The sequence below is a fragment of the Thauera sp. WH-1 genome, from assembly GCF_047806685.1.
Classification (GTDB): Bacteria; Pseudomonadota; Gammaproteobacteria; order Burkholderiales; family Rhodocyclaceae; genus Thauera.
Genome location: NZ_JBLQGP010000012.1, coordinates 58,828 through 79,185, shown reverse-complemented (window position 1 = coordinate 79,185; position 20,358 = coordinate 58,828). Strand labels below are relative to the sequence as shown.

Below are 20,358 nucleotides of genomic sequence, written 5' to 3'. Positions count from 1 at the left end.
CGCGTATCATGGCGGGAGCACACGGGCCACACCCAGGGCGCGTGCCGAAATGAGGAGGTCGAAGATGACACAGGACACGAGCGGGCTCGAACGCGAAGTGCAGGTCGCGGTCGAGGCGGACTCAGCAGGCATCGCCGAGCGCGTGCGCACCATCACGCTCGACGCCCTCAGTCGCGGGACGCTGGATGCACAAGGCCTGCGCGAGGTGATGGGGGCGGTCTTCCGCGGCGCACAGCAGGCCAGGGTGGACGTCGATGCACGCCACACCGAGGCGCTGAAGGACGCGATGCGCGGTCTCGACGATGCGCTGGCGACCGCCGCCCAGGCCACCCAGCTCGCCGTGCAGGAGGCGATCGGGCGCAGCAGCGAGTTCTCGCGCGAGGACCTCAAGCACTCGCTCGACCAGTTGTCCACGCTCGAGGGCGATTTCATCGCGGCCCTGGGCGACGCCGCACGCGCCACCAGCGGCCAGGCCCAGGCCACGCTGCGCGACCTCGCCGAGCATGCCCGCAGCAGCGGCACCGCGGTCGGCGGCCGGGTCCGCGATGCACTCGGCCAGCTCGGGCAGGCCGCGGGCGAGCTTGCGCGCGCGCAGTTCGACGGTGGGGTGCGCACCATGCGCAATCAGGCCGAGCTCTTCGCCAGCCTGGCTGCCGGCGTGCTGCGCGGTCTTGCCGATCGCCTGCAGCCGGGGGCGTCCGAACAACGCGAGCCCGACCGCCGCGACTGATGCTGTGGCAGGCCATCGGCGCCGCGCGTGATCTTGCGCGCGCGCAGGAAATTGCCACCGTCCTGATCCGCTACGGCTTCAGCGACCTCGTCCGCCGGGTCGGGCTGGGGGCGGCGCTCGAGCGCGCTGGCAAGGTCCTGCACTGGCGCGCACCCGAGGAACTGGCGCGCGAGGAATCCCCCGCGCGCGTGCGCCGAGCGCTCGAGGAGCTCGGCCCCACCTTCATCAAGCTGGGCCAGGTGCTGGCCACCCGGGTGGATCTGTTTGCGCCCGAATGGATCGCCGAGTTCGGCAAACTGCAGGATGCCGCCCCGGCGGCGCCGTTCGAGGCCATCCACGCCCAGTTGTGCGAGGACCTCGGCGAGCCGCCCGAGACCGTCTTCACCGACTTGCGCCGTGAGCCGCTGGCGGCGGCCTCGCTCGCGCAGGTCCACCGCGCCCGGCTCGCCGACGGTCGCGAGGTGGTGCTCAAGGTGCGCCGCCCCGGCATCCGCCGCCTCGTCGAAGCCGACCTCCATCTGCTTGCCCGCCTGGCCGACATCATCGAATCCGAGGCGCCGGACCTGCGGCGCTATCGGCCGCGCGAGGTGGTGCGCGAGTTCACCCTGTCGTTGCGGCGCGAGCTCGATTTCGCCGCCGAATGCCGTAATGCAGAGCGCGTCGCCGCGCACTTCGCCGACCGCCCCGAGATCGTCATCCCGCGCATCCACTGGGCCTGGTGCGGCGAACGCCTCAATGTCCAGGACTACGTCGACGGCATCCCGGGGCGCGAGCTCACGCGGGTGGATGCGGCCGGTCTGGACCGCAAGCTGCTCGCGCGCCGCGGCGCGGCGGCGGTGCTCAAGATGATGCTCGAAGATGGCCTGTTCCATGCCGATCCGCACCAGGGCAACGTCTTTTACCTGCCCGATAACCGTATCGCCTTCATCGATTTCGGCATGGTCGGTCGCCTGTCCGAGGCGCGTCGCCACGAGGTGGCGCTGCTGCTGTATGGCCTGGTCAGCGGCGATTCGGCGGCCGTGGCCGAGGTGCTGCTCGAATGGCGCGAGGGCGATTTGCGCGCCGATGCCGAGCGCCTGCGGCGCGACATCGATGTCTTCGTGGATCAATACAAGGGCGTGCCACTCAAGCGCCTCGACCTCGGTGCGATGCTGTCCGACCTGATGGCCTTGTTGCGCGACCACGGACTCGTGCTGCCACCCGATCTGTCGCTGCTGATCAAGGCCTTCATCACCCTCGAGGGCCTCGGTCGCCAACTCGACCCCGAGTTCGACATCGCCGGCGAGGCGCGGCCGCTGCTGCAGCAGGCTTTGCTCGCCCATCGTGCGCCGTCGGCCATTGCCCGCCGCTCGCTGCGCAGCCTGCGCGCCATGGGCGACCTGCTCGCCGGCCTGCCGCAAGACCTCAGCGACCTGCTGCGCGCCGGTCGCCGTGGCAAGCTGCAGTTGCAGATCGACGTGGTCTCGCTCGAGCGCGCGGTCGATCAGCTCGATCGTGCGATCAGCCGCATGACGATCGGCATCGTCACCGCCGCGCTCATCATCGGCACCGCCATCGTCATGAGCGTGATGCGCGACCCTGCCTTCGGCGGGCTGCACACGATCGGCCTGCTCGGCTTTCTCGGTGCGGTGTGCGGCGGGCTTTGGGTGTTGCTGTCGATCTGGCGCAGCGGGCGGAAATAGGGGAGGGCGTCGGGAGGAAACCGGCGCGTCACAGGCGCTTTGCTGATCAAACGATAAGAATAATCATTGGCGGGGCTGTTGCAATGCACAATGCCTTCGTCTAGCATTCGAACCGTCTCCTCCACCCTCCTCCTTGGTGTGGATTTGGCCCGGGCCCGAAAGCGCCCGGGCTTTTTTCTGCCTGTCCGGCGCAGGGCCACGTGCCGGCGTGTTGCATCGCGGACATCGTCCGACAGGCCGCATTGATGCATCGCATACGGCGGCCCGAGCGCGCCTGGAGGCGCCCTTCTCGATCGGCGAGGTGCACGCCCCGCCGGCCAACCGGCTCGGCCACACAGGGCAGCCGGCGGGGCGCGATCCCGTTCGACCTTTCACAGGAACCGAAATCCCAATGAGTACCTTGCCCAATTGCCCCAAGTGCGGCTCGGCCTACACCTATGAAGACGGCGCGCTGCTGGTCTGTCCGGAGTGCGCACACGAATGGAGCGCCACCGCCGATGTGGCCACCGAGACCGTGCGCGTATGGAAGGACGCCAACGGTAACGTGTTGCAGGACGGCGATACGGTCACGGTGATCAAGGATCTGAGGGTCAAGGGCTCGTCCTCGGTGGTGAAGGTCGGCACCAAGGTCAAGAACATCCGCCTCATCGACGGCGATCACGACATCGACTGCAAGATTGAGGGTTTCGGCCCGATGCAGCTCAAGTCCGAGTTCGTCAAGAAAGCCTGAGCGCCGGGCGCCGGAGGGGGCGCCGCGGCAGGTCGCCGCCCTCGCCGGTGTGCCCAGGGGCAACTCGGCCCGACCTGCAGCACGACTGCGCCCGGAGCCGCGCACAAGCCACCGCGATATGACTCAAAGGCGGTCCCTGGGCTCGAGGTGCACCGGCGTGGTGTGCCAGATCGTGCGCGCGTACTCGTCGATCGTGCGGTCGGACGAAAAGGCCCCCATGCCGGCGATGTTGAGCAGGCTGCGCCGGCTCCAGTCTTCCGGGTTGCGGTAGGCGGCATCGACCCGCGCCTGGGCCTGTACATAGCTCGCGTAGTCGGCCAGCAACTGGTAGTGGTCGCCCCAGTTCACCAGGACGTCGAAGATCTGCTGGTAGCGGCCCGGCTCGCCGGGGCTGAACACGCCGGCGCGGATGGCGTCGAGCGCATTGCGCAATTGCGGATCTCGCTCGTAGTACTGGCGCGGCTGATAGCCGCTGTTGCGGATGTGGGCGACCTCGGCGGCGCTGTGGCCGAAGATGAAGATGTTGTCGTCGCCCACCTGCTCGCGGATCTCGACATTGGCGCCGTCGAGCGTGCCGATGGTCAGCGCGCCATTGAGAGCGAGCTTCATGTTGCCGGTGCCCGAGGCCTCTGTGCCGGCGGTGGAGATCTGTTCGGACAGGTCGGCCGCGGGGATGATCAACTCGGCCAGGCTGACGCTGAAGTTGGGGACGAACACCACTTTCAGCCGATTGCCGACGCGCGCGTCGGCGTTGATCACCGCGGCGACGTCGTTGATCAGCCGGATCACCAGCTTGGCCATCTGGTAGGCGGATGCCGCCTTGCCCGAAAAGATCACCACCCGCGGCACGGGTGCGGCCTCGGGTTCGTCGAGGATGCGCTGGTAGCGCGTGATCACGTGCAGCACGTTCAGCAGCTGGCGCTTGTACTCGTGCATGCGCTTGACGTGCACGTCGAACATCGCTGCCGGGTCGATGTGGATGCCCAGGTGGCTGCCGATCCAGTGCGCCAGCCGCAGCTTGTTGGCGTGCTTCACTGCGCGCAGGGCGTGCAGGAAGTCGCCGTCGTCCTGCAGGCTGCGCAGCCCCGCCAGCTGGTCGAGATCGCGCCGCCAGCCGGGGCCGATACGACCGTCGATCAGCGCGGCCAGCCCCGGGTTGGCGTGCGCGAGCCAGCGTCGCGGGGTGACGCCATTGGTCTTGTTATTGAAGCGCTGCGGCCAGATGCGCGCGAAGTCGGCGAAGATCGATTCGCGCATCAGCGCCGAGTGCAGGGCCGATACGCCATTTATCGAATGTGAGGCGACGATCGCCAGGTAGGCCATGCGCACCCGGCGTTCGCCGTGCTCGTCGATCAGCGACACGCGGCGCATCAGCTCCACATCGTGGCCGAAGCGGTTCGTTAGCTCGGCGAGAAAGCGCGCGTTGATGTCGAAGATGATGCGCAGGTGGCGCGGCAGCACGCGGCCGAGCATGTCGAGCGGCCAGGTCTCGAGCGCCTCGTGCATCAAGGTGTGGTTGGTGTAGGAGAACACGCGCTGGCACAGCGCCCAGGCGTGGTCCCAGGCGAGGCCGTGCTCATCGACCAGCAGGCGCATCAGCTCGGGCACCGCGAGCACCGGATGGGTGTCGTTGAGATGGATGCTGACCTTGTCGGGGAGACGGTCGAAGTCGGGGTGGCCGACGCGGTGGCGGCGCAGGATGTCCTGCATGCTGGCGGAGACGAAGAAGTACTCCTGGCGCAGGCGCAGCTCGCGCCCCGACAGCGTCGAGTCGTCCGGGTAAAGCACGCGCGAGACGTTCTCGGAGTGGTTCTTGCTCTCGACCGCGCCGAAGTAGTTGCCGCGGTTGAAGGCGGTCAGGTCGATCTCCTCGGTGGCGCGCGCCGACCACAGGCGCAGCGTGTTCGTCACCTCGGTACCGTAGCCGGGGATGATCGAGTCATAGGCCATGGCGAGCACGTCCTCGGTGCCGACCCAGCGCACGGTGTCGCCCTGTTCCTCCAGATGGCCGCCGAAGCGCACACGCATCTGAATTTCGGGGCGCGGGAACTCCCATGGATTGCCGTGGGTGAGCCAGTAGTCGGGCACCTCGACCTGCTGGCCGTCGATGATCTGCTGGCGGAACATGCCGTAGTCGTAGCGGATGCCGTAGCCGAAGCCGGGCAGGCCGAGCGTGGCCATCGAGTCGAGGAAGCAGGCCGCCAGCCGGCCCAGGCCGCCATTGCCGAGCGCCGCGTCGGGCTCGAGTTCGGGCAGGCTGTCGGGGTCGATGTCGAGCTCGCGCAGGGCCTGGCGCACCGGGCCGACGAGTTCCAGCGCCAGCATGGCATTGCCCAGGCTGCGACCGATCAGGAACTCCATCGACAGGTAGTAGACGCGCTTGACGTCCTGGGCGTAGCTGGCGCGCGTGGTCTTCATCCAGCGCTCGACCAGGTGGTCGCGCACCGCATAGGCCACGGCATGCAGCCAGTCCTCGGGCTGGGCCGATTCCAGGTTCTTGCCGACCTGGTACATCAGCTTGTTGGCGATGGCACGCTTGAGCGACTCGACCTCGGTGGACAGGTGGTCGTACTGGCGGGTGAATTGGGCGAGATCCATGGGGGCGAGCGTGCCGTGTTCTTGGGTGGATGGGGGGCAGCCGGCGCGAGGGTGGGGCGGTTCAGGTCACCACGCTCGCTGCGCCCATGCCGCTGTGGCGGCGGATGCCGGCGAGCTCGTCGGCGATGCGGATCAGCGCGCCGAGCGCCTGCTGTACCGGCTGGTCGTGGTGGGCGGGATCGGGCTCGTAGCGCTCCAGATACACGCGCAGCGTCGCACCCTCGGTGCCGGTGCCGGACAGGCGGAACACGATGCGGCTGCCGTCGGCGAACAGCAGGCGCACGCCCTGGCCGTTGCTGACCGAGCCGTCGACCGGGTCGGTGTAGGCAAAGTCGTCGGCGCTGGCGATGCGCAGGCCGTCGCCGCAGTCGCGCCCGGCAAGGCTCGGCAGGCTCGCGCGCAGCTCGGCCATCAGCGCGTCGGCGCGCGCAGTGGGGATGCCCTCCCAGTCGTGGCGCGAGTAGTAGTGGCGGCCGAAGCGCGCCCAGTGCGCACGCACCAGTTCCTCGACCGAGCGCCCGCTGCTGGCGAGCAGGTTGAGCCAGAAAAGCACCGCCCACAGGCCGTCCTTCTCGCGCACGTGGTTGGAGCCGGTGCCGTAGCTCTCCTCGCCGCACAGCGTGGCCTGGCCGGCATCGAGCAGGTTGCCGAAGAACTTCCAGCCGGTGGGCGTCTCGTGGCAGGTGATGCCGAGCGCCGCCGCGACCTTGTCGGCGGCGCGCGAGGTCGGCATCGAGCGCGCGATGCCGGCCAGCCCGGCGCGATAGCCGGGCACCCGCGTGGCGTGCTCGGCGAGCACCGCCAGACTGTCGGACGGGGTGAGCACGAAGTCGCGGCCGAGGATCATGTTGCGGTCGGCGTCGCCGTCCGAGGCGGCGCCGAAGTCCGGCGCATCGGCGCCGCTCAGCGCCGCGATCAGCTCGGTGGCGTGCGCCGGGTTGGGGTCAGGGTGGTGGCCACCGAAATCCTCCAGCGGCTCGCCATTGACCACCGTGCCGGCCGGGGCGCCGAGCAGATCTTCGAAGATGGCCCGTGCGTAGGGGCCGCCGACCGCGCTCATGGCGTCGAAGCGCATGCGGTGGTCGGCGGCGAACCAGGCGCGCATGGCGTCGAAGTCGAACAACTGCTGCATCAGCTCGGCGTAGTCGGCCACCGGGTCGATCACCTCGACGATCATACCGCCCAAGCGGCGCGTGCCCAGGCTGTCGAAGTCGATGTCCTCGCCATCGCTTTCGATGCGATAGGCCTCAAGCTGCTGAGTGCGGGCGTAGATGGCCTCGGTGAGTCTTTCCGGCGCGGGACCGCCGTTGGCGGCGTTGTACTTGATGCCGAAGTCGCCCTCCGGTCCGCCCGGGTTGTGGCTGGCCGACAGGATGAGGCCGCCAAAGGCGGCGCGGCGGCGGATCACGGCACTCACTGCCGGCGTAGACAGCAGGCCGCCGCGGCCCACCAGCACCTTGGCAAAGCCGTTGGCCGCCGCCATGCGCAGAATGGTGCACACCGCCTCGCGGTTGTGGAAGCGGCCGTCACCGCCCAGCACCAGGGTCTGGCCTTCGTGGCCGGGCAGGGTGTCGAATACCGCCTGAACGAAGTTCTCGAGGTAGTGCGGCTGCTGGAAGACGGCGACCTTCTTGCGCAGGCCGGAGGTGCCGGGACGCTGGCCGGCGAAGGGGCGGGTGGGGACGGTCTGGATGCTCATGGCTTCAAGCTTTGGTGGGAGGAGGGTTCAGGCGCGGCCGATGCCGCAAGGCTGACAAAATTGTCGTGGGCAGGACGGCTGGCCGCTGCAGATGGCGCGTCATCGCCGGCGATGCCGCCAGCCGGGCGCCGATCGACCAGAAGCTGCACGCTGTGGGCAGGCACGGCGCACAACGATTCGCCGCCGAGGCCCAGCGGCGGCGGATCGACCGGCGCCCCGTCGGCCCGGCTGCTGTCGACGACGGGGTGCCAGATGCCGGCAGGCAGCCGAAACGAGGCCGCCCGGTCGGCAGGATTCACCAGCATCAGGACCCGGGCCTCTCCTGCAACTGGCGGGCAGAGCAGGATGGCGAGCGCACGCTCGTCACGATCGGCCCAGTGGCCGGCATCGATCGCGGTGGCGTCCGGACGCAGCCACCCCACCGTGGCCTTGCCGCCATGCTCCGGTCCGCGCAGCCAATCGGCCTGGTGCAGCGCCGGGAGGGCGGCGCGCAGGGCGAGCAGGCGGCGCACGCAGGCGAGCAAGGCCTGGTCGGCGCCTGCCCAGTCCAGCCAGGTGGTGTCGTTGTCCTGGCAGTAGGCGTTGTTGTTGCCGTGCTGGCTGTGGCCGATCTCGTCGCCGGCGAGCAGCATGGGCGTGCCCTGGGCACACAACAGCGTGGCGAGCAGGGCGCGTTGCAGGCGGGCACGCAAGGCGAGCACGGCGCCATCGTCGGTGGGGCCTTCGACGCCGCAGTTCCAGGACGCGTTGTGATGCTGGCCGTCGCGGTTGTGCTCACCGTTGCCGTGGTTGTGCTTGTGCTCGTAGCTGACCAGGTCGCGCAGCGTGAAGCCGTCGTGTGCAGTGAGGAAGTTGACGCTTGCGGTGGGCGCGCGGCGGCCGTGGTGGAACTGAGCGGCCGAGGCCGCGAAGCGATGCGCGAACAAGCCGCGATCGCCTGCGCCGCGCAGCCACCACGCGCGCATCGTGTCGCGGAACTGGTCGTTCCATTCGGCCCAGCCGGCCGGAAAGGCGCCGAGCTGGTAGCCGCCGGCGCCGATGTCCCAGGGCTCGGCGATCAGCTTGAGGGCCGCCAGCTGCGGGTCGGCCTGGATCGCGGCGAAGAGGCCGGCATCGCGGTTGAAGGTGCCATGGCGGTCGCGGCCGAGCGTGGTGCCAAGGTCGAAGCGAAAGCCATCGACGCGGTAGTGCTCCGCCCAGTGACGCAGCGCACCGAGCACCAGCTCGACCATGCGCGCCTCGGCCAGGTTGACGCTGTTGCCGCAGCCGGTCCAGTCTTGGTAGTGCGCCGCATTACCCGGCACGAGATGGTAGGCGCGCGCATTGACCAGGCCGCGCAGCGACAGCATCGGCCCGGCGGCGTCGAGCTCGGCGGTGTGGTTGAAGACGACGTCGAGCACCACCTCCAGCCCGGCCGCGTGGAGGGTGTCGATGGCCTCGGTCAGCTCGCCGGCAGGTGTGGTGCCGGCCCGGCCGCTCCAGTAGCGGGTTTCCGGCGCCAGCCAGGCGAGCGGCGCGTAGCCCCAGTGGTTGGCCAGGCCGCGCTGCTGCAGGGCAGACTCGTCGGCACGGAAGTGCAGCGGCAGCAGCGACAGGGTGGTGATGCCAAGGGCACGGTAGTGGGCGAGCATCACCGGGTGGGCGAGCGCCGCGTAGCTGCCGCGCAGTGCGGACGGGATGTCGGGGTGGCGCTGGGTGAGGGCGCGCACATGGGCTTCGTAGATGATGATGCGTTCGCGCGCGATGGCGGGCCGCGGCGGGCGCGGCCGCGGCGCGGGCGGCGCCGGCACGCGGGCCTTCGGCGCCACGGCGGCGTTGTCGCGGGCATCCGGCGCCAGCGTGCCGTCAGCGCGGCAGGCGTTGAACAGATCGAGCTCGGCGGTCAGCACCGGGTCTTCGGGCTGGCCTGGCCCCTGTCGTCCGTAACAACCCACCACCTCCTGCGCCCAGGGGTCGAGCAGCAGCTTGGCCGGGTTGAACCAGTGGCCCAGCTGCGGCGCCCATGGCCCGTGGGCGCGCAGTCCATACACCAGGCCCGGCCCGGCGCCAGGCAGAAAGCCGTGCCACACGCCCTCGCTGCAAACGGGAAGCGGCAGGCGGCAGCGCTCCTCGCGGCCCGCTTCATCGAATACACACAGTTCGAGCGCATCGGCATCCGGCGCCCACACGGCGAAGTTGAGCCCCGCCACGCCGCCCTCGACGGCTGGACTTGCGCCAAGCGGCCACGGCCGGCCATGAGCGAGCGCCGGCGCTGCGGCGGGCATCGGGGCGGCGCGTACGCCATCTTCGATTCGCGCTGCCGGTCCGTGCGTCAGCGACACGCCGGCGTCTGCCATGCGGCACCTGTCTTGGGCGGGCATTCGAGCCTCATTCGTTTGCGCGCAGCGTGGGCTGTGGCAGGGGGTTTGCTGCGGCGCTGCACTTGCCGACTAGGATAAAGCTTTCGCATGCCCTCGGGCGCGGCCATTTCGACACGGCGCGTCGAGGCGCATGTTTCGCCGCGAGCGTCAGCTCCTGGTCGCCATGCGCCCGGCCCGTCAGCCTCAGTGGTCGAAGCTCTCCTCGCCGCCTGGCCGGGCAAAGCCGCCAAGGATCCAGGCGCTCGCGCTGGTGGTGTTGAGGCGAAAACCGGGCGACACACGCACCTGTGCTACTTCATTGCCCGCCTGGTCGAAGGCGCTCAGGGTCGCAAAGGGCTCGTATTCATCGGGCGTGATGTCGAGGCGAACCTCCCATTGGGCATCGAGCGCGAACACCGTCAGCGACCTGTGCAACAGGGCGTGCGCCTGCTGGGCGTGGCGCTGCAGCACTTCGGTCGCGCTCTTCACCAGGGTGTTGAAGGCGGCCTGGTCGAGCGGCTTGGGGTTCTTTTTGTCGCGGCCCATGGTCCACGGGCCGACCAGCGCGGGTTCGGCCTCGCCGTCCTTGAGCATCTCTACCGCCCAGCCGTCGTCGTCCTCGTTCTTGATCACGCGCGCGGTCCAGCCGTCGAGCTGCCACAGGCGATCGCTGCGGCTGGCTGCGGGGGTGTCGTCGATGTCGGGGGTCGGGAGGGGGGCGTCGTGGTATTCAGGCATGTATGGTGGCGCTTCGAAGAGGGGAACGGGCAGTGGGTGGGGCAGTTCGTTCGGGGCCGCGTCGCCTCCGGCGCTCGGCGCGCTGCGGGCAGGCTTGCGGGCTGGCCTGTGCCGCGCGGGCGGCGACTCGGTCGGCCCAGCCGCGGCCGCAAACAGGGTCATCTGATCGTGAGTCATCTTCAGCCTTTCTGGGGAGCTGATATTTTATACAGCTTAACGATGTTGGGCCATGGCTGCCGCATGCCCAGTCGCTCGCCAACGGCGAGACCGACATCGCGCGGAGGGGGCCGTGCGGCCATGTACCGGCCAAGCACCATGGGGCGCGCAGGCGCGGCCATGAATCTGGCCGCCGCCCGCTTGCATGCGACAAGGTGAAACAATGCGCGACAGGGAGAGGGAGGACGTATGCGCAGGTATGGTCGCATCCGCTGGACACTGGTGCTGTCATTGAGCTGCAGCGCGGTGGCAGCGCACGCCGCTACCGTGTGGGTCGGCCAGTTTTCCGCGGGCGAGGCGGGCCTGCCCGAACCCTGGCGCGTGCAGCAGCTCGACGAGCGCGTCGCGCCCACCCGGTACACGCTCAGGATCTGGGATGGCGTCGCAGCGATCGAGGCGAACGCTGATCGCAGCATGGCCTTGTTCGCACGTCCGCTCGAGGTCGACCTCGAGGCCACCCCGCACCTGTGCTGGCTGTGGCGAGTCGATGCGCCCCTGGTCTCGGCGGACATGAGGACCAGGGCCGGCGACGACTACGCGGCGCGGGTGTATCTGAGCTTCAAGGTGGCGCCCGAGGCGCTGGGACTTGGCACGCGGGCCAGGCTCGCGCTGGCGCGCTCGATCTATGGTGAGCAGGTGCCGGATGCGGCACTCAACTATGTGTGGGACAACCGCCAACCGGTGGGCACGCTCATGCCCAACGCCTATACCGACCGCACGCGCATGCTTGTGTTGCGCTCGGGCGCGGACGACGCGGGCCGCTGGGTCGGCGAGCGTCGTGATGTGGCCGAAGACTTCAGGCGCGCGTTCGGCAGCGTGCGGGCGCAACTGAGCGGGCTTGCCCTGGCCTCCGACACCGACAACACCGGGGAGCGGGCACGCGCCGGGTTTGCCGAGTTTCGCTTCGTTGGACGCGACGAGGTGTGTGTCGCGCCGGATTGAGTTCGAGCGCAACATTGCGCCTCGGATCACCTTGCCTGCCTGCGGGGGGCACGGCGTGCCTGGCGGCGCCCGGCGCTGTCCTGACGCATCCGTCCGAATGGCGCACGACCCGACCGACGAAACACTGCCGCTGGTGACGATCAGCGCCGCCTGGTCCGCGCGCGACGCCACCACCCGGCCGCACGAAACAGGAGTGACGGATGAGCAATGCAAGCGCACAGGCCGACAGTCCGCCTTGGGACGAGGCGTCGATCACCGCGATCCGACGCGACATGCTGCGCTTTGCCCGCATGCAACTGCGCGACGGCGGCGCGGCCGAGGACATGGTGCAGGAGGCGTTGATGGCGGCGATGACCAGCGCGAAGAGCTTCGCGGGACGGTCCGCCTTCAAGACCTGGATGTTCGCCATCCTGCGCAACAAGATTGTCGATCACATCCGTGCGTCGTCACGCGAGATCTGCGGCTCGGATCTTGCGGGGTGCTCCGACCTGGACGCCGGGCTGGATGAGTTCGATGTGCTGTTCAACCAGAGGGGGCACTGGAACCCCGACGATCGCCCCGCAACCTGGTCCGATCCCGCGGCCTCCTTCGAGCAGGATGCGTTCTGGGTGGTGTTCGACGCCTGCATGAACAACCTGCCCGAGCACATCGCCCGCGTGTACATGATGCGTGAGTTTCTCGAGTTAGAGACTGCGGAGATCTGTGCACAGCTGGGCATCACCCGTAACAACTGCTTCGTGATCCTGCACCGCGCGCGGCTCGGACTGCGGGCATGTCTCGAGAATCGTTGGTTCCAGGGAGAGGTCAGATGAGGATGATGAACTGCAAGGAGGTGATGCGGCTGATGTCCGAGCGCTACGAGCGCACGCTCAGCCTGCGCGAGCAGCTGTCACTGAAGGTGCATACGGCCATGTGCATGGGTTGCACGAACTACGGCAAGCACATGGACGTGCTGCGCGAGGCCGCGGCGCGGCTGCGCGAGGGGCGCGCGGGCGACGAAGGCTGAGCGTCTTGGGGCGAAGGAGTGCCTGTCGCGCGGCGCAGGACGACGGCTGTCACGGCTGCGCGGTCAGTTTCGCGCCGACCGCGTCGACGAGCGCGGCGAAGTCGCTTTCGGCGTGCATCTGCGGCGAAAGCGTGTTCATGTTGCCGAGGATGGAAGTCAGTTCGGCGATCGTGCGCCGGATTGCGGCGTAGAGGTCGATCTCCTCCCTGAAGCCCTTCAGGTCGGCGGCCGAGACGGTCTTGAGGGCTTCGTCGAGTTCGTGGATCTGGGCTTCCCAGTATTGAACGTAGCGCAGTCGATCGAGGGCACGATGGATCCCCGCGTCGTCCAGCAGCACCGGGAATACCCGGTCCTGGAAGCCCCCCTGCGCGGCGACCTGCATCAGTTCGAACATGCAGTGGGTCGAGCGCAGGTACTTGTCGCCGATCACCGCGATGACGCAGCGGCCGCGGCCGAGCCGCTCCATGAAGGCACGGATGTCGGCCTTGTAGCCGAGCGCCTGCTTGTCGCGGACGACGGCGATGCCGCGCCTGGCGAACGCATGCTCGAGACGCTCGACCAGGGCCTCGCTCTCGCCGCCCCAGGCATAGGAGACGAACACCTCGCGCGTCGTGTCGGCTGACAGCGGCGCCATGCCTGCGTTGACGGGGGCGGGAGAAGGAGAGGGAGAAGGAGAGGGAGAAGGCGAGCGGGAGGTTGCGGGCGTGGGGGCCGCCGCCGTGTCGCCGCCGCCCGGCGGTCGTCGGGCAAGGGAGGACTCCAGCGCCCGGAAGATCGCTTCGACGTTCTGCCTGTTGCGACCGAAGTCGAACACCGTCGTGCTTACCTTGCAGCTGCTGCGCACATGGACGGTGCCATCCTGTACCGTGAGCTCGATGGTTTCACCGAAGGACTTCCAGTTGACGCCGGCATTCGCCTCGATGCGGCCTGCGGCCGGCAGAGCGCGCTCGATGGTGAAGCCGCATTCCGACAAGGCGTCACGACAGCGTTCGAACAGCAGGGCTGTCGATACCGCGTACTGGCGCCTGTCCTCGTGATTCGCTGCCATGCCAGCCTCCGCCATGATTGCGCCCGCCGCGGCGCGCTCGAAGTCTCCGTGCTTCGTCGTCGGCGTGCAAGCCCTTCTGGTCGCGGCGGCTGGCCGGGTGTGCCGAGCTTTGCGGGCATGCCCGCGCAGCACTGCAGGTTGGCGTGCGGCTGGTCCTGCCCGTGCTGCTGCCAGCGGGTCAGGCGGCGTCTGCTGGCGCGCTCCTGGCAACATCCTCCAGAAACAGCGCGTCCGCGCGCACGAAGCCGAGCAGCAAAGCGGCCAGCGCGGGATAGACATCGAAGCGCGGGCGGGCCTGCCGGCAGCGATCCACGAAGCGGGCCAGCCAGTCGAGCAGGGCGCTGCGCAGGAAGGCCGCCTGGGCCGCAGCGGATTGGGCGATGTCGCCCACCGCGGCGTCCTTCTGCGCGAGCTCGGCCATCAGCGCCAGGGGTACGGCGAGGTGGTCGGCCGGTTCGCGAAAGCCAGCCTGGAGAGTGAGGTTGCGCGCAGCAAGAAACTCGCGCATGCGGGCCTCGGCGGCGCCGTAGAGCGGCGAGGCGGCATCCTTGCCTTCGTAGGCCGAGGCATAGGGCAGGGCGCTGGTCTTGCCGTCGAGCAGGAAGAGCTGGGCGAAGTCCGCAGCCAGTTCCAGGTGCGGGAGTTGCTCGGCACGCAGGGCGGCGATGGCCGCGTCCAGGCGCTGCACCTCGGCGGCGAGACCGAGCTCGGCCAGCCCCGCAAAGGGGGCGAAGCTCCCCTCGGCGAAGTGGGCGCGGTACACGTCCTCGGGGACCTCCTGTGCGTACAGCCGGCAGAACCAGCCGTACAGCCCGGCGCGCTGCATGCTGGCGAACTGCCACTCCGCGGCCGACAGCGCCACGGAGTCGGTTGCGCCGGGGACGTCGGGGCCGTCGGACCCGGGGGGCGCCCCGGAGGGCGCTCCCGCGGCGGCTCGTGCATTCGCGTCCGTCATGCCTTCACCTCCCGCCCTTGCGGATCGACCTCGATCGGGCCGCCGAAGGCCGTCACCGGCGGCGGGGTGCCGACGAACCTCTCGATCTCGACCAGGCAGGTATTGGCGCTGGTGGCCTGGGCGAGGCTGGAGGTGCCGATGTCCAGCGTCAGCGTATTGGGATCGCCGTAGGTGTCGAGCGCACCGATCTCCGGCCCGGTCGGCCCGTACCAGGCGCCTTCCTGGATGCGCACCACGCCGCGCGGGAAGTCGTCCGAGACGTGCGCGCCGGCCAGCAGCTGGCCGCGGTCGTTGAACACGCGCACCACGTCGCCATGCTTGATGCCGCGCGCGGCGGCGTCCTCGGGGCCGATGAAAACCGGCTCGCGCCCGCCGATGGCGTAGGTCTCGCGCAGCGGCTCGGATTCGCACAGCTGGGAGTGCAGGCGCTTGTCCGGGTGCACCGACTGCAGCCACAGCGGGAAGCGGTCCGAGCCGGGGCCGCCGTGCGAGCGCTCGGCCTTCTCCATCCACACCGGGTGGCCCTTGCAGTCGGCGTAGCCGTAGCGCTCGATCTTGCGGCTGAAGATCTCGATGAAGCCCGACGGCGTGCCGAGCGCGTTGACCTCGGCGTCGTCGCGGAAGTCGGCATGGCGCACCCAGGGCTTGCCCTCGGGGAACATCACGTAGCCCTTCTTCCAGAACTCGGCAAAGGGCGGCATGGCGATGTCCTTGAGACCGTTCTCCTTGCGGCAGTCCTCGTAGAGCTTCTCCACCCACTGCATCTCGTCCATGCCACGGGTGTATTCGGCGTCGCGATTGAAGCGCCGGGTGAGGCCGCGGAAGATCTCGAAGTCGGTGCGCGAGTGGAACAGCGGGTCGATGAGCTTTTGCATCGCAATGATGCCGCGGTTGCTGTAGGAGCCGTAGCCGTCGATATCGTTGCGCTCGAACGGCGTGCACGCCGGCAGCACGATGTCGGCAAAGCGGCAGGTGGCGGTCCAGTTGTAGTCGATGGCGACCACGGTCTCGAGCTTTTGCCAGGCTTGCTTCATGCGGTTGCGCTGGGGCTGGCGGTGCCACTGGTTGCAGCCGCTGAAGATCGCCATCTTGTAGGGCGGCAGCTTGACCTTGCCGCCGTTGAAGTCGATCTCCTTGCCCGGCTCGAGCAGGGCGTCGATGACGCGGGCGATCGGCAGCACCGCGCTGTAGCCCTTGTAGTCGGTGTTGTCGTGCTTGGGCTTGCGGCCTTCGTCGAGGTTGAGCGGGAAGGCGCCGGGCATGGCCGCACCCGACGAGGACACGCCCACCGAGCTGTAGTGGTGCGCATAGCTGATGCCGCCGCCGGGCAGGCCGATCTGGCCGAGCATGGCGGCGAGCACGGCGCCCATCCAGTAGGGCTGCTCGCCGTGCTGCTGGCGCTGTACCGCCCAGCCGAAGACGAGCTGGGTGCGGTGCCTGGCCATCAGGCGGGCGAGCTCGCGGATGCGCTCTGCAGGTACGCCGCAGATCTTCTCCGCCCATTCCGGCGTCTTCTCGACCTGGTCCTCGGTCTTGCCTTCGAGGTAGGGCAGGAAGCGGTCGAAGCCGAGGGTGTAGCTGTCGAGGAATTTCTGGTCGTGCAGGCCTTCCTTCACCAGCGTGTGCGCGATGGCGAGCATCAGCGGCACGTCGGTCATCGGGTTGATGTACTGGTGCTCGGCGCCGCCGAGGTAGTTGAGCGTCTTGCTCTTGACCGGGTCGATGCAGATCACCTGGATCGCCTTGTCGGCGACCTTCTGCTTGAGCTGCTCGAAGTAGGCGTAGGACTCGTGGGTCTCGGTGTTCCAGCCCACCTGCAGGTTCTTGATCGGGTCGTTGGCCCAGAACACGACGAGCTTGCTCTCCTGCAGGATCACGTCCCATGAGGTGCCTTGCGAATACACCTCGGTCGAGCCGAGCACGTAGGGCAGGATCATCTGCCCGGCGCCGGTCGAGTAGTCGCCGATGGTGCCGACGCTGCGGCCGTGCATGCCGATGCCGCGCACCATGTGGTTGCCGCAGCTATGTACCTGGCCGACCGAGCGCCAGCCCACGCCGGCGGTGTGCAGCGCCCATGGGCCGTAGTCCTTCTGAATGCGCTCGAGCTCCTCGTAGAACAGGTCCAGGGCCTCGTCCCAGCTCACCCGGACGAAGCGGTTGTCGCCGCGCTGGCTGGTGTCGCTGAGGTGGCGCTTGCGGTACCAGTCCAGGCGCACCATCGGGTAGCGCACGCGGGACGGGCTGTAGATGAGGCCCATGATCCCGTTGATCATCTCCGTCGGATGCTTGTCGTGCTCGAAGGGGCGGACCTCGATCACGCGGTCGCCGACCACCTTGGCGCGGAGGGCACCAAAGTGCGAGCCGGTCACCTTCCAGGTGGTGATGTCGTCACTGACGCTTGCCGCCTCGCCGGCCGCGTGGGCGGAGCGGGCGGTGAGCAGGCCGGGCGCGACCAGCGCGCTGCCCGACATCGCCGCCATGGCCTTGAGGAAACCTCGCCGAGAGTAGTTCATGGTGTTCAACTCCTGATCAGGGACGCGCGGTCTGCAGGGCGGAATCGGGCGAGCCGGTGCCGTGGTGCGACGCGCTGAAATCGGACGAATGGGTCTGGAGGTACTTGAGCACCACGCGGGCGGTGTCGTCATCCATGCTGGTGAAGCCGACCATGCCGCCGAACAGACCCGGCCAGGTGTTGGCATCGAAGTGCGCCTCGTCGGGCTGGCGGTGGCACACGCTGCAGCTCGCGTTGTAGCTCGAGCGGGCGATCGTCCACACCGGCTCGACGCTGTCGAGCACACTGCCCTTGCGCATCCAGGCGGTCGCGGTGACCTGCTGCCATTCGAGACCCGTCATCGGGTCTTCGCGGGTGTCGAGGACCTTCACGAAGTTCTCGTCCCGTGCCACCTCGCGGTCGAGGATGGTGCTGGTGATGTTGAGGCCGAAGTGGCTGTACCAGACGCGGCCGTAGCCCTTGTTCTTGCGCCACAGGGTGAGCTCGACACGCTGGGCGTCGCCCTTGGCTTCGATCACCTTGACCTGGGCGCCGACCTCGATCGAGCCAATGCGCTGGCTGAGCCCTTCGTCGGCAAACAGCTCCTGCGGGACGACGAGATAGTAGGTTTCGCCCGGACTCACCCGCTGCGAGGCGGCCGAGGACACCAGGGTGTCGAAGGCCGGGTTGCGCGCGCCCTTCATCTCGGGCAACTGGTGGGCAATGCCCTTGTGGCAGTCGACGCAGCTCTGGTCGCGCTCGGCGGCCTTGCGCATTGCCACCTGCGAAGCCGGGCGCATCTTGTCGAAGTCCATGTCCTTGTAGTCATGGCAGGCGCGGCATTCCTTCGAGCCGTTGGCGGCAAAGCGCGTCCATTCGCGCTGCGCCAGCACGAGGCGATGCTCCTTGAACTTCTCGCGGGTCTCGATGGTGCCGATCAGATGGCCCCACACCTCTCGGCTCGCCTGCATCTTGCGCGCCACCTTGTCGGTGAAGTCGTGCGGCACATGGCAGTCGGGGCAGCGTGCGCGAACGCCGCTGCGGTTGTTCCAGTGCACGGTCTTCTGCAACTCGGGCAGCAGGTTGTCGTGCATGGTGTGGCAACTGAGGCAGAACGCCTCCTTGTTGGTGGCTTCCATGGCGACATTGAAGCCCTGCCAGGCGAGCACGCCGGCAACGAAGCCGCCGGTGACAAGCACACCGAGGCCGATCCTGACCGATGGCTTGAGGAAGAGGTCCGCGATGGACCGAAGTAAGCTTTTCATGATGTTGCTCCTGCGTGTTGTCCGATTCCCGGGCTGGGGGCCGTGTCGCGCCGCCTTGCGCGCGGCATGGAGGGATCAGGACGGGGGGCCGAAGAACAGGATCTGCAGAAACCACACCACGAATCCGTAGGCCGCGATCGCCAGCGTCATCGTGACGGGCAACCCGACGAAGGCGAGGAGCAGGAACTTGGGCCACTCGTTCTTGCGTCCCGATGCGTCTGCACCGGACGGGGCGGAACGCCCGCTTGCTTGATTGTTCACGTCTCAGTCTCCGTGTTCATACATTCACCGAACGACAACCGCGCTGGAACCGCGCTCGAACTCAAGGGGGCGCCAGGCGATCCTTCTGCAGCATAGGTGTGCTCGGCTCAAAAACCACACCCCGATCATAGGGATTGGTTGTTAACACCGCGGGGAGTTTTGTGAATGGCGACGGTATGCGTGTTAATGGCATTAACACGAGGGCGGGGAGGGGCTGGGCGATCACGGTGTGGCGCTGCGGGTCGCCTGCCTGGCGCTGCGATGTGCGGCGAGAGGGGAGGCGAGAGGCGTCAGGCGCGGAGCGCCACATCACGCCGCGACCGTCTGCCGGCACGCCAGGCTCGGTCGCGGCGAGCGCAGCCGCCTACAGACGTTCGCGAGGCGACACGTCTGTGGCGAGGGACAGTTTGTCGGGCGCGTCGTTGAGGATCTGGGGCGTCGGGCTCAACGCAATGCAGCGCTCAACTGGTCGACCAGTTCGGCCCAGTCTGCGTCCTCGGCCAGCTTCTCTCTCAGGAAGGCCGCCTGAGCCGTGGTCCAGAAGGGGGCGTCGGCGATCTTCACCCTCTCGGGCAAGGGCGAGTGCGCCTTGATGAAGGCTTCGATGGCGTCGCCGTCGTTGGGCAGACCGAGTTGCAAGAACAGCTCATTGAAGACGTGAACGGGCTTTTCCATGTGACTCTCCTGTAGGGCTGGCAACGGAACGTCAAGGCTTGAAATATAGCGCAGCAGAACGAGGCTGCCCGCCGCAGGCAGTGCGTGCGCCCGTGAAGCAGGCGGGTATTCCGCGTGGCGGGCCGCCGCGGCATCGGCGCCACCGCCGTCGATTTGCTGCAAGCGCGACTGGCGTCCTATAATCCTGCGGTTTAGCCTGCTGGATACCTACGCCCCATGCTCAGACTTGTTGCCGGCAACTGGAAGATGAACGGCAGTCTCGCCGCCAATCGCGCCTTGCTGGACCAGCTCGTGGTCGTCCCCGGCGTGGAGATGGCGGTGTGCGTGCCCTATCCTTACCTGGCACAGTTGCAGGATCGTCCGTCGGGGCTGCAGCTCGGTGCGCAGGACGTCAGCGAGCACGAGGCGGGCGCGTATACGGGCGAGGTCAGTGCGGCCATGCTGGGCGAGTTCGGCTGTCGTTACGTCATCGTCGGTCATTCCGAGCGCCGGGCGTTGTTCGGCGAGGCCGACCTCGTCGTCGGCCGCAAGGCCCGGGCTGCACAGGCGGCGGGGATGGTGCCCATCGTATGTGTGGGCGAGACGCTCGACGAGCGTGATGGCGGGCAGGTGATGGCGGTGATCGGGCGTCAGCTGGCCGCCGTGCTCGATGTCGTGGGCGTCGAGGCGATGGCGCGGCTGGTGCTCGCCTACGAGCCGGTGTGGGCGATCGGTACAGGCCGATCGGCGACGGCCGGACAGGTGGCCGAGGTGCACGGGGGTATTCGGGCCTGGCTGCGGGCGCACGGTGTCGATGCAAAGCGGGTGCGCATCCTCTACGGCGGCAGCGTCAAGCCGGACAATGCGGCCGCCATCTTCGCGGCGGTCGATGTCGATGGCGGCCTGATCGGCGGCGCGTCCCTGGTGGCGGAAGATTTCATGGCGATCTGTCGCGCTGCGGCAGACGCGGTTTGATTGTTCAACGTTTGGTCTTTTTTCAGGGT

Annotated in this window: 17 protein-coding genes; 7 read left to right on the top strand and 10 right to left on the bottom strand. The window is 68.3% G+C overall.

Translation table 11 applies throughout. The features are described from left to right. Positions 1–64: 64 nt before the first annotated feature. From ACMV5O_RS12945 to ACMV5O_RS12935, 3 genes are all read left to right on the top strand, one after another. A complete protein-coding gene (locus tag ACMV5O_RS12945) occupies positions 65–730 on the top strand; it encodes a DUF6781 family protein (RefSeq protein WP_416163837.1) in 666 nt (221 codons plus the stop codon). Beyond that, positions 730–2,412 carry an ABC1 kinase family protein gene (locus ACMV5O_RS12940; RefSeq protein ID WP_416163836.1) on the top strand — a complete coding sequence of 561 codons (1,683 nt, stop codon included), beginning with the start codon at positions 730–732 and terminating at the stop codon, positions 2,410–2,412. The genes ACMV5O_RS12945 and ACMV5O_RS12940 overlap by 1 nt, the downstream gene beginning before the upstream one ends. Before the next feature lie 391 nt (positions 2,413–2,803). Then, positions 2,804–3,142: a zinc ribbon domain-containing protein YjdM gene (locus ACMV5O_RS12935; RefSeq protein ID WP_416163835.1), complete on the top strand. Its 339-nt coding sequence runs from the start codon at positions 2,804–2,806 to the stop codon at positions 3,140–3,142. Between the two features lie 123 nt (positions 3,143–3,265). Here ACMV5O_RS12935 and ACMV5O_RS12930 read toward each other — a convergent pair whose 3' ends face one another. The 4 genes from ACMV5O_RS12930 to ACMV5O_RS12915 all read right to left on the bottom strand — a co-directional run bounded on the left by ACMV5O_RS12930 (position 3,266) and on the right by ACMV5O_RS12915 (position 10,516). Next, positions 3,266–5,740, bottom strand: a complete 2,475-nt coding sequence (locus ACMV5O_RS12930) for a glycogen/starch/alpha-glucan phosphorylase (RefSeq protein WP_416163834.1) — start codon at positions 5,738–5,740, stop codon at positions 3,266–3,268. Positions 5,741–5,801: 61 nt separating this feature from the next. Continuing rightward, on the bottom strand, positions 5,802–7,439 hold the full coding sequence (locus ACMV5O_RS12925; RefSeq protein ID WP_416163833.1) for an alpha-D-glucose phosphate-specific phosphoglucomutase: 1,638 nt from the start codon (positions 7,437–7,439) through the stop codon (positions 5,802–5,804). Beyond that, on the bottom strand, positions 7,436–9,799 hold the full coding sequence (glgX, locus tag ACMV5O_RS12920) for a glycogen debranching protein GlgX (RefSeq protein WP_416163832.1): 2,364 nt from the start codon (positions 9,797–9,799) through the stop codon (positions 7,436–7,438). The genes ACMV5O_RS12925 and glgX overlap by 4 nt, the downstream gene beginning before the upstream one ends. A gap of 183 nt (positions 9,800–9,982) precedes the next feature. After that, complete coding sequence (locus ACMV5O_RS12915; RefSeq protein WP_416163831.1) at positions 9,983–10,516, bottom strand: hypothetical protein; 534 nt, start codon at positions 10,514–10,516, stop codon at positions 9,983–9,985. Between the two features lie 405 nt (positions 10,517–10,921). On the opposite strand from ACMV5O_RS12915, the gene ACMV5O_RS12910 reads away from it, so the two are divergent. The 3 genes from ACMV5O_RS12910 to ACMV5O_RS12900 all read left to right on the top strand — a co-directional run bounded on the left by ACMV5O_RS12910 (position 10,922) and on the right by ACMV5O_RS12900 (position 12,680). Continuing rightward, positions 10,922–11,674 carry a DUF3047 domain-containing protein gene (locus ACMV5O_RS12910; protein ID WP_416163830.1) on the top strand — a complete coding sequence of 251 codons (753 nt, stop codon included), beginning with the start codon at positions 10,922–10,924 and terminating at the stop codon, positions 11,672–11,674. 200 nt (positions 11,675–11,874) lie between these two features. After that, positions 11,875–12,486, top strand: a complete 612-nt coding sequence (locus ACMV5O_RS12905; protein WP_416163829.1) for a sigma-70 family RNA polymerase sigma factor — start codon at positions 11,875–11,877, stop codon at positions 12,484–12,486. Beyond that, the gene (locus ACMV5O_RS12900) at positions 12,483–12,680 is read left to right on the top strand and encodes a zf-HC2 domain-containing protein (RefSeq protein WP_416163828.1); all 198 of its coding nucleotides are present in this window, start codon (positions 12,483–12,485) and stop codon (positions 12,678–12,680) included. Before ACMV5O_RS12905 ends, ACMV5O_RS12900 begins: the two co-directional genes overlap by 4 nt. Before the next feature lie 49 nt (positions 12,681–12,729). Here ACMV5O_RS12900 and ACMV5O_RS12895 read toward each other — a convergent pair whose 3' ends face one another. From ACMV5O_RS12895 to ACMV5O_RS12870, 6 genes are all read right to left on the bottom strand, one after another. Beyond that, positions 12,730–13,860, bottom strand: a complete 1,131-nt coding sequence (locus ACMV5O_RS12895) for a toll/interleukin-1 receptor domain-containing protein (protein WP_416163827.1) — start codon at positions 13,858–13,860, stop codon at positions 12,730–12,732. Positions 13,861–13,906: 46 nt separating this feature from the next. Continuing rightward, on the bottom strand, positions 13,907–14,683 hold the full coding sequence (gene torD, locus ACMV5O_RS12890; protein ID WP_416163826.1) for a molecular chaperone TorD: 777 nt from the start codon (positions 14,681–14,683) through the stop codon (positions 13,907–13,909). Next, positions 14,680–17,196, bottom strand: a complete 2,517-nt coding sequence (gene torA, locus ACMV5O_RS12885) for a trimethylamine-N-oxide reductase TorA (RefSeq protein WP_416163825.1) — start codon at positions 17,194–17,196, stop codon at positions 14,680–14,682. The genes torD and torA overlap by 4 nt, the downstream gene beginning before the upstream one ends. A gap of 16 nt (positions 17,197–17,212) precedes the next feature. Further along, complete coding sequence (gene torC / locus ACMV5O_RS12880) at positions 17,213–18,439, bottom strand: pentaheme c-type cytochrome TorC (RefSeq protein ID WP_416163824.1); 1,227 nt, start codon at positions 18,437–18,439, stop codon at positions 17,213–17,215. 75 nt (positions 18,440–18,514) lie between these two features. Continuing rightward, positions 18,515–18,700 (bottom strand): periplasmic nitrate reductase, NapE protein, encoded by a 186-nt coding sequence (locus ACMV5O_RS12875; RefSeq protein WP_416163823.1) that lies wholly within the window; start codon positions 18,698–18,700, stop codon positions 18,515–18,517. Between the two features lie 444 nt (positions 18,701–19,144). Then, a complete protein-coding gene (locus ACMV5O_RS12870) occupies positions 19,145–19,375 on the bottom strand; it encodes a DUF2789 domain-containing protein (protein ID WP_416163822.1) in 231 nt (76 codons plus the stop codon). Between the two features lie 216 nt (positions 19,376–19,591). On the opposite strand from ACMV5O_RS12870, the gene tpiA reads away from it, so the two are divergent. Beyond that, positions 19,592–20,329 (top strand): triose-phosphate isomerase, encoded by a 738-nt coding sequence (gene tpiA, locus ACMV5O_RS12865; protein ID WP_416163821.1) that lies wholly within the window; start codon positions 19,592–19,594, stop codon positions 20,327–20,329. Positions 20,330–20,358: the final 29 nt, after the last annotated feature.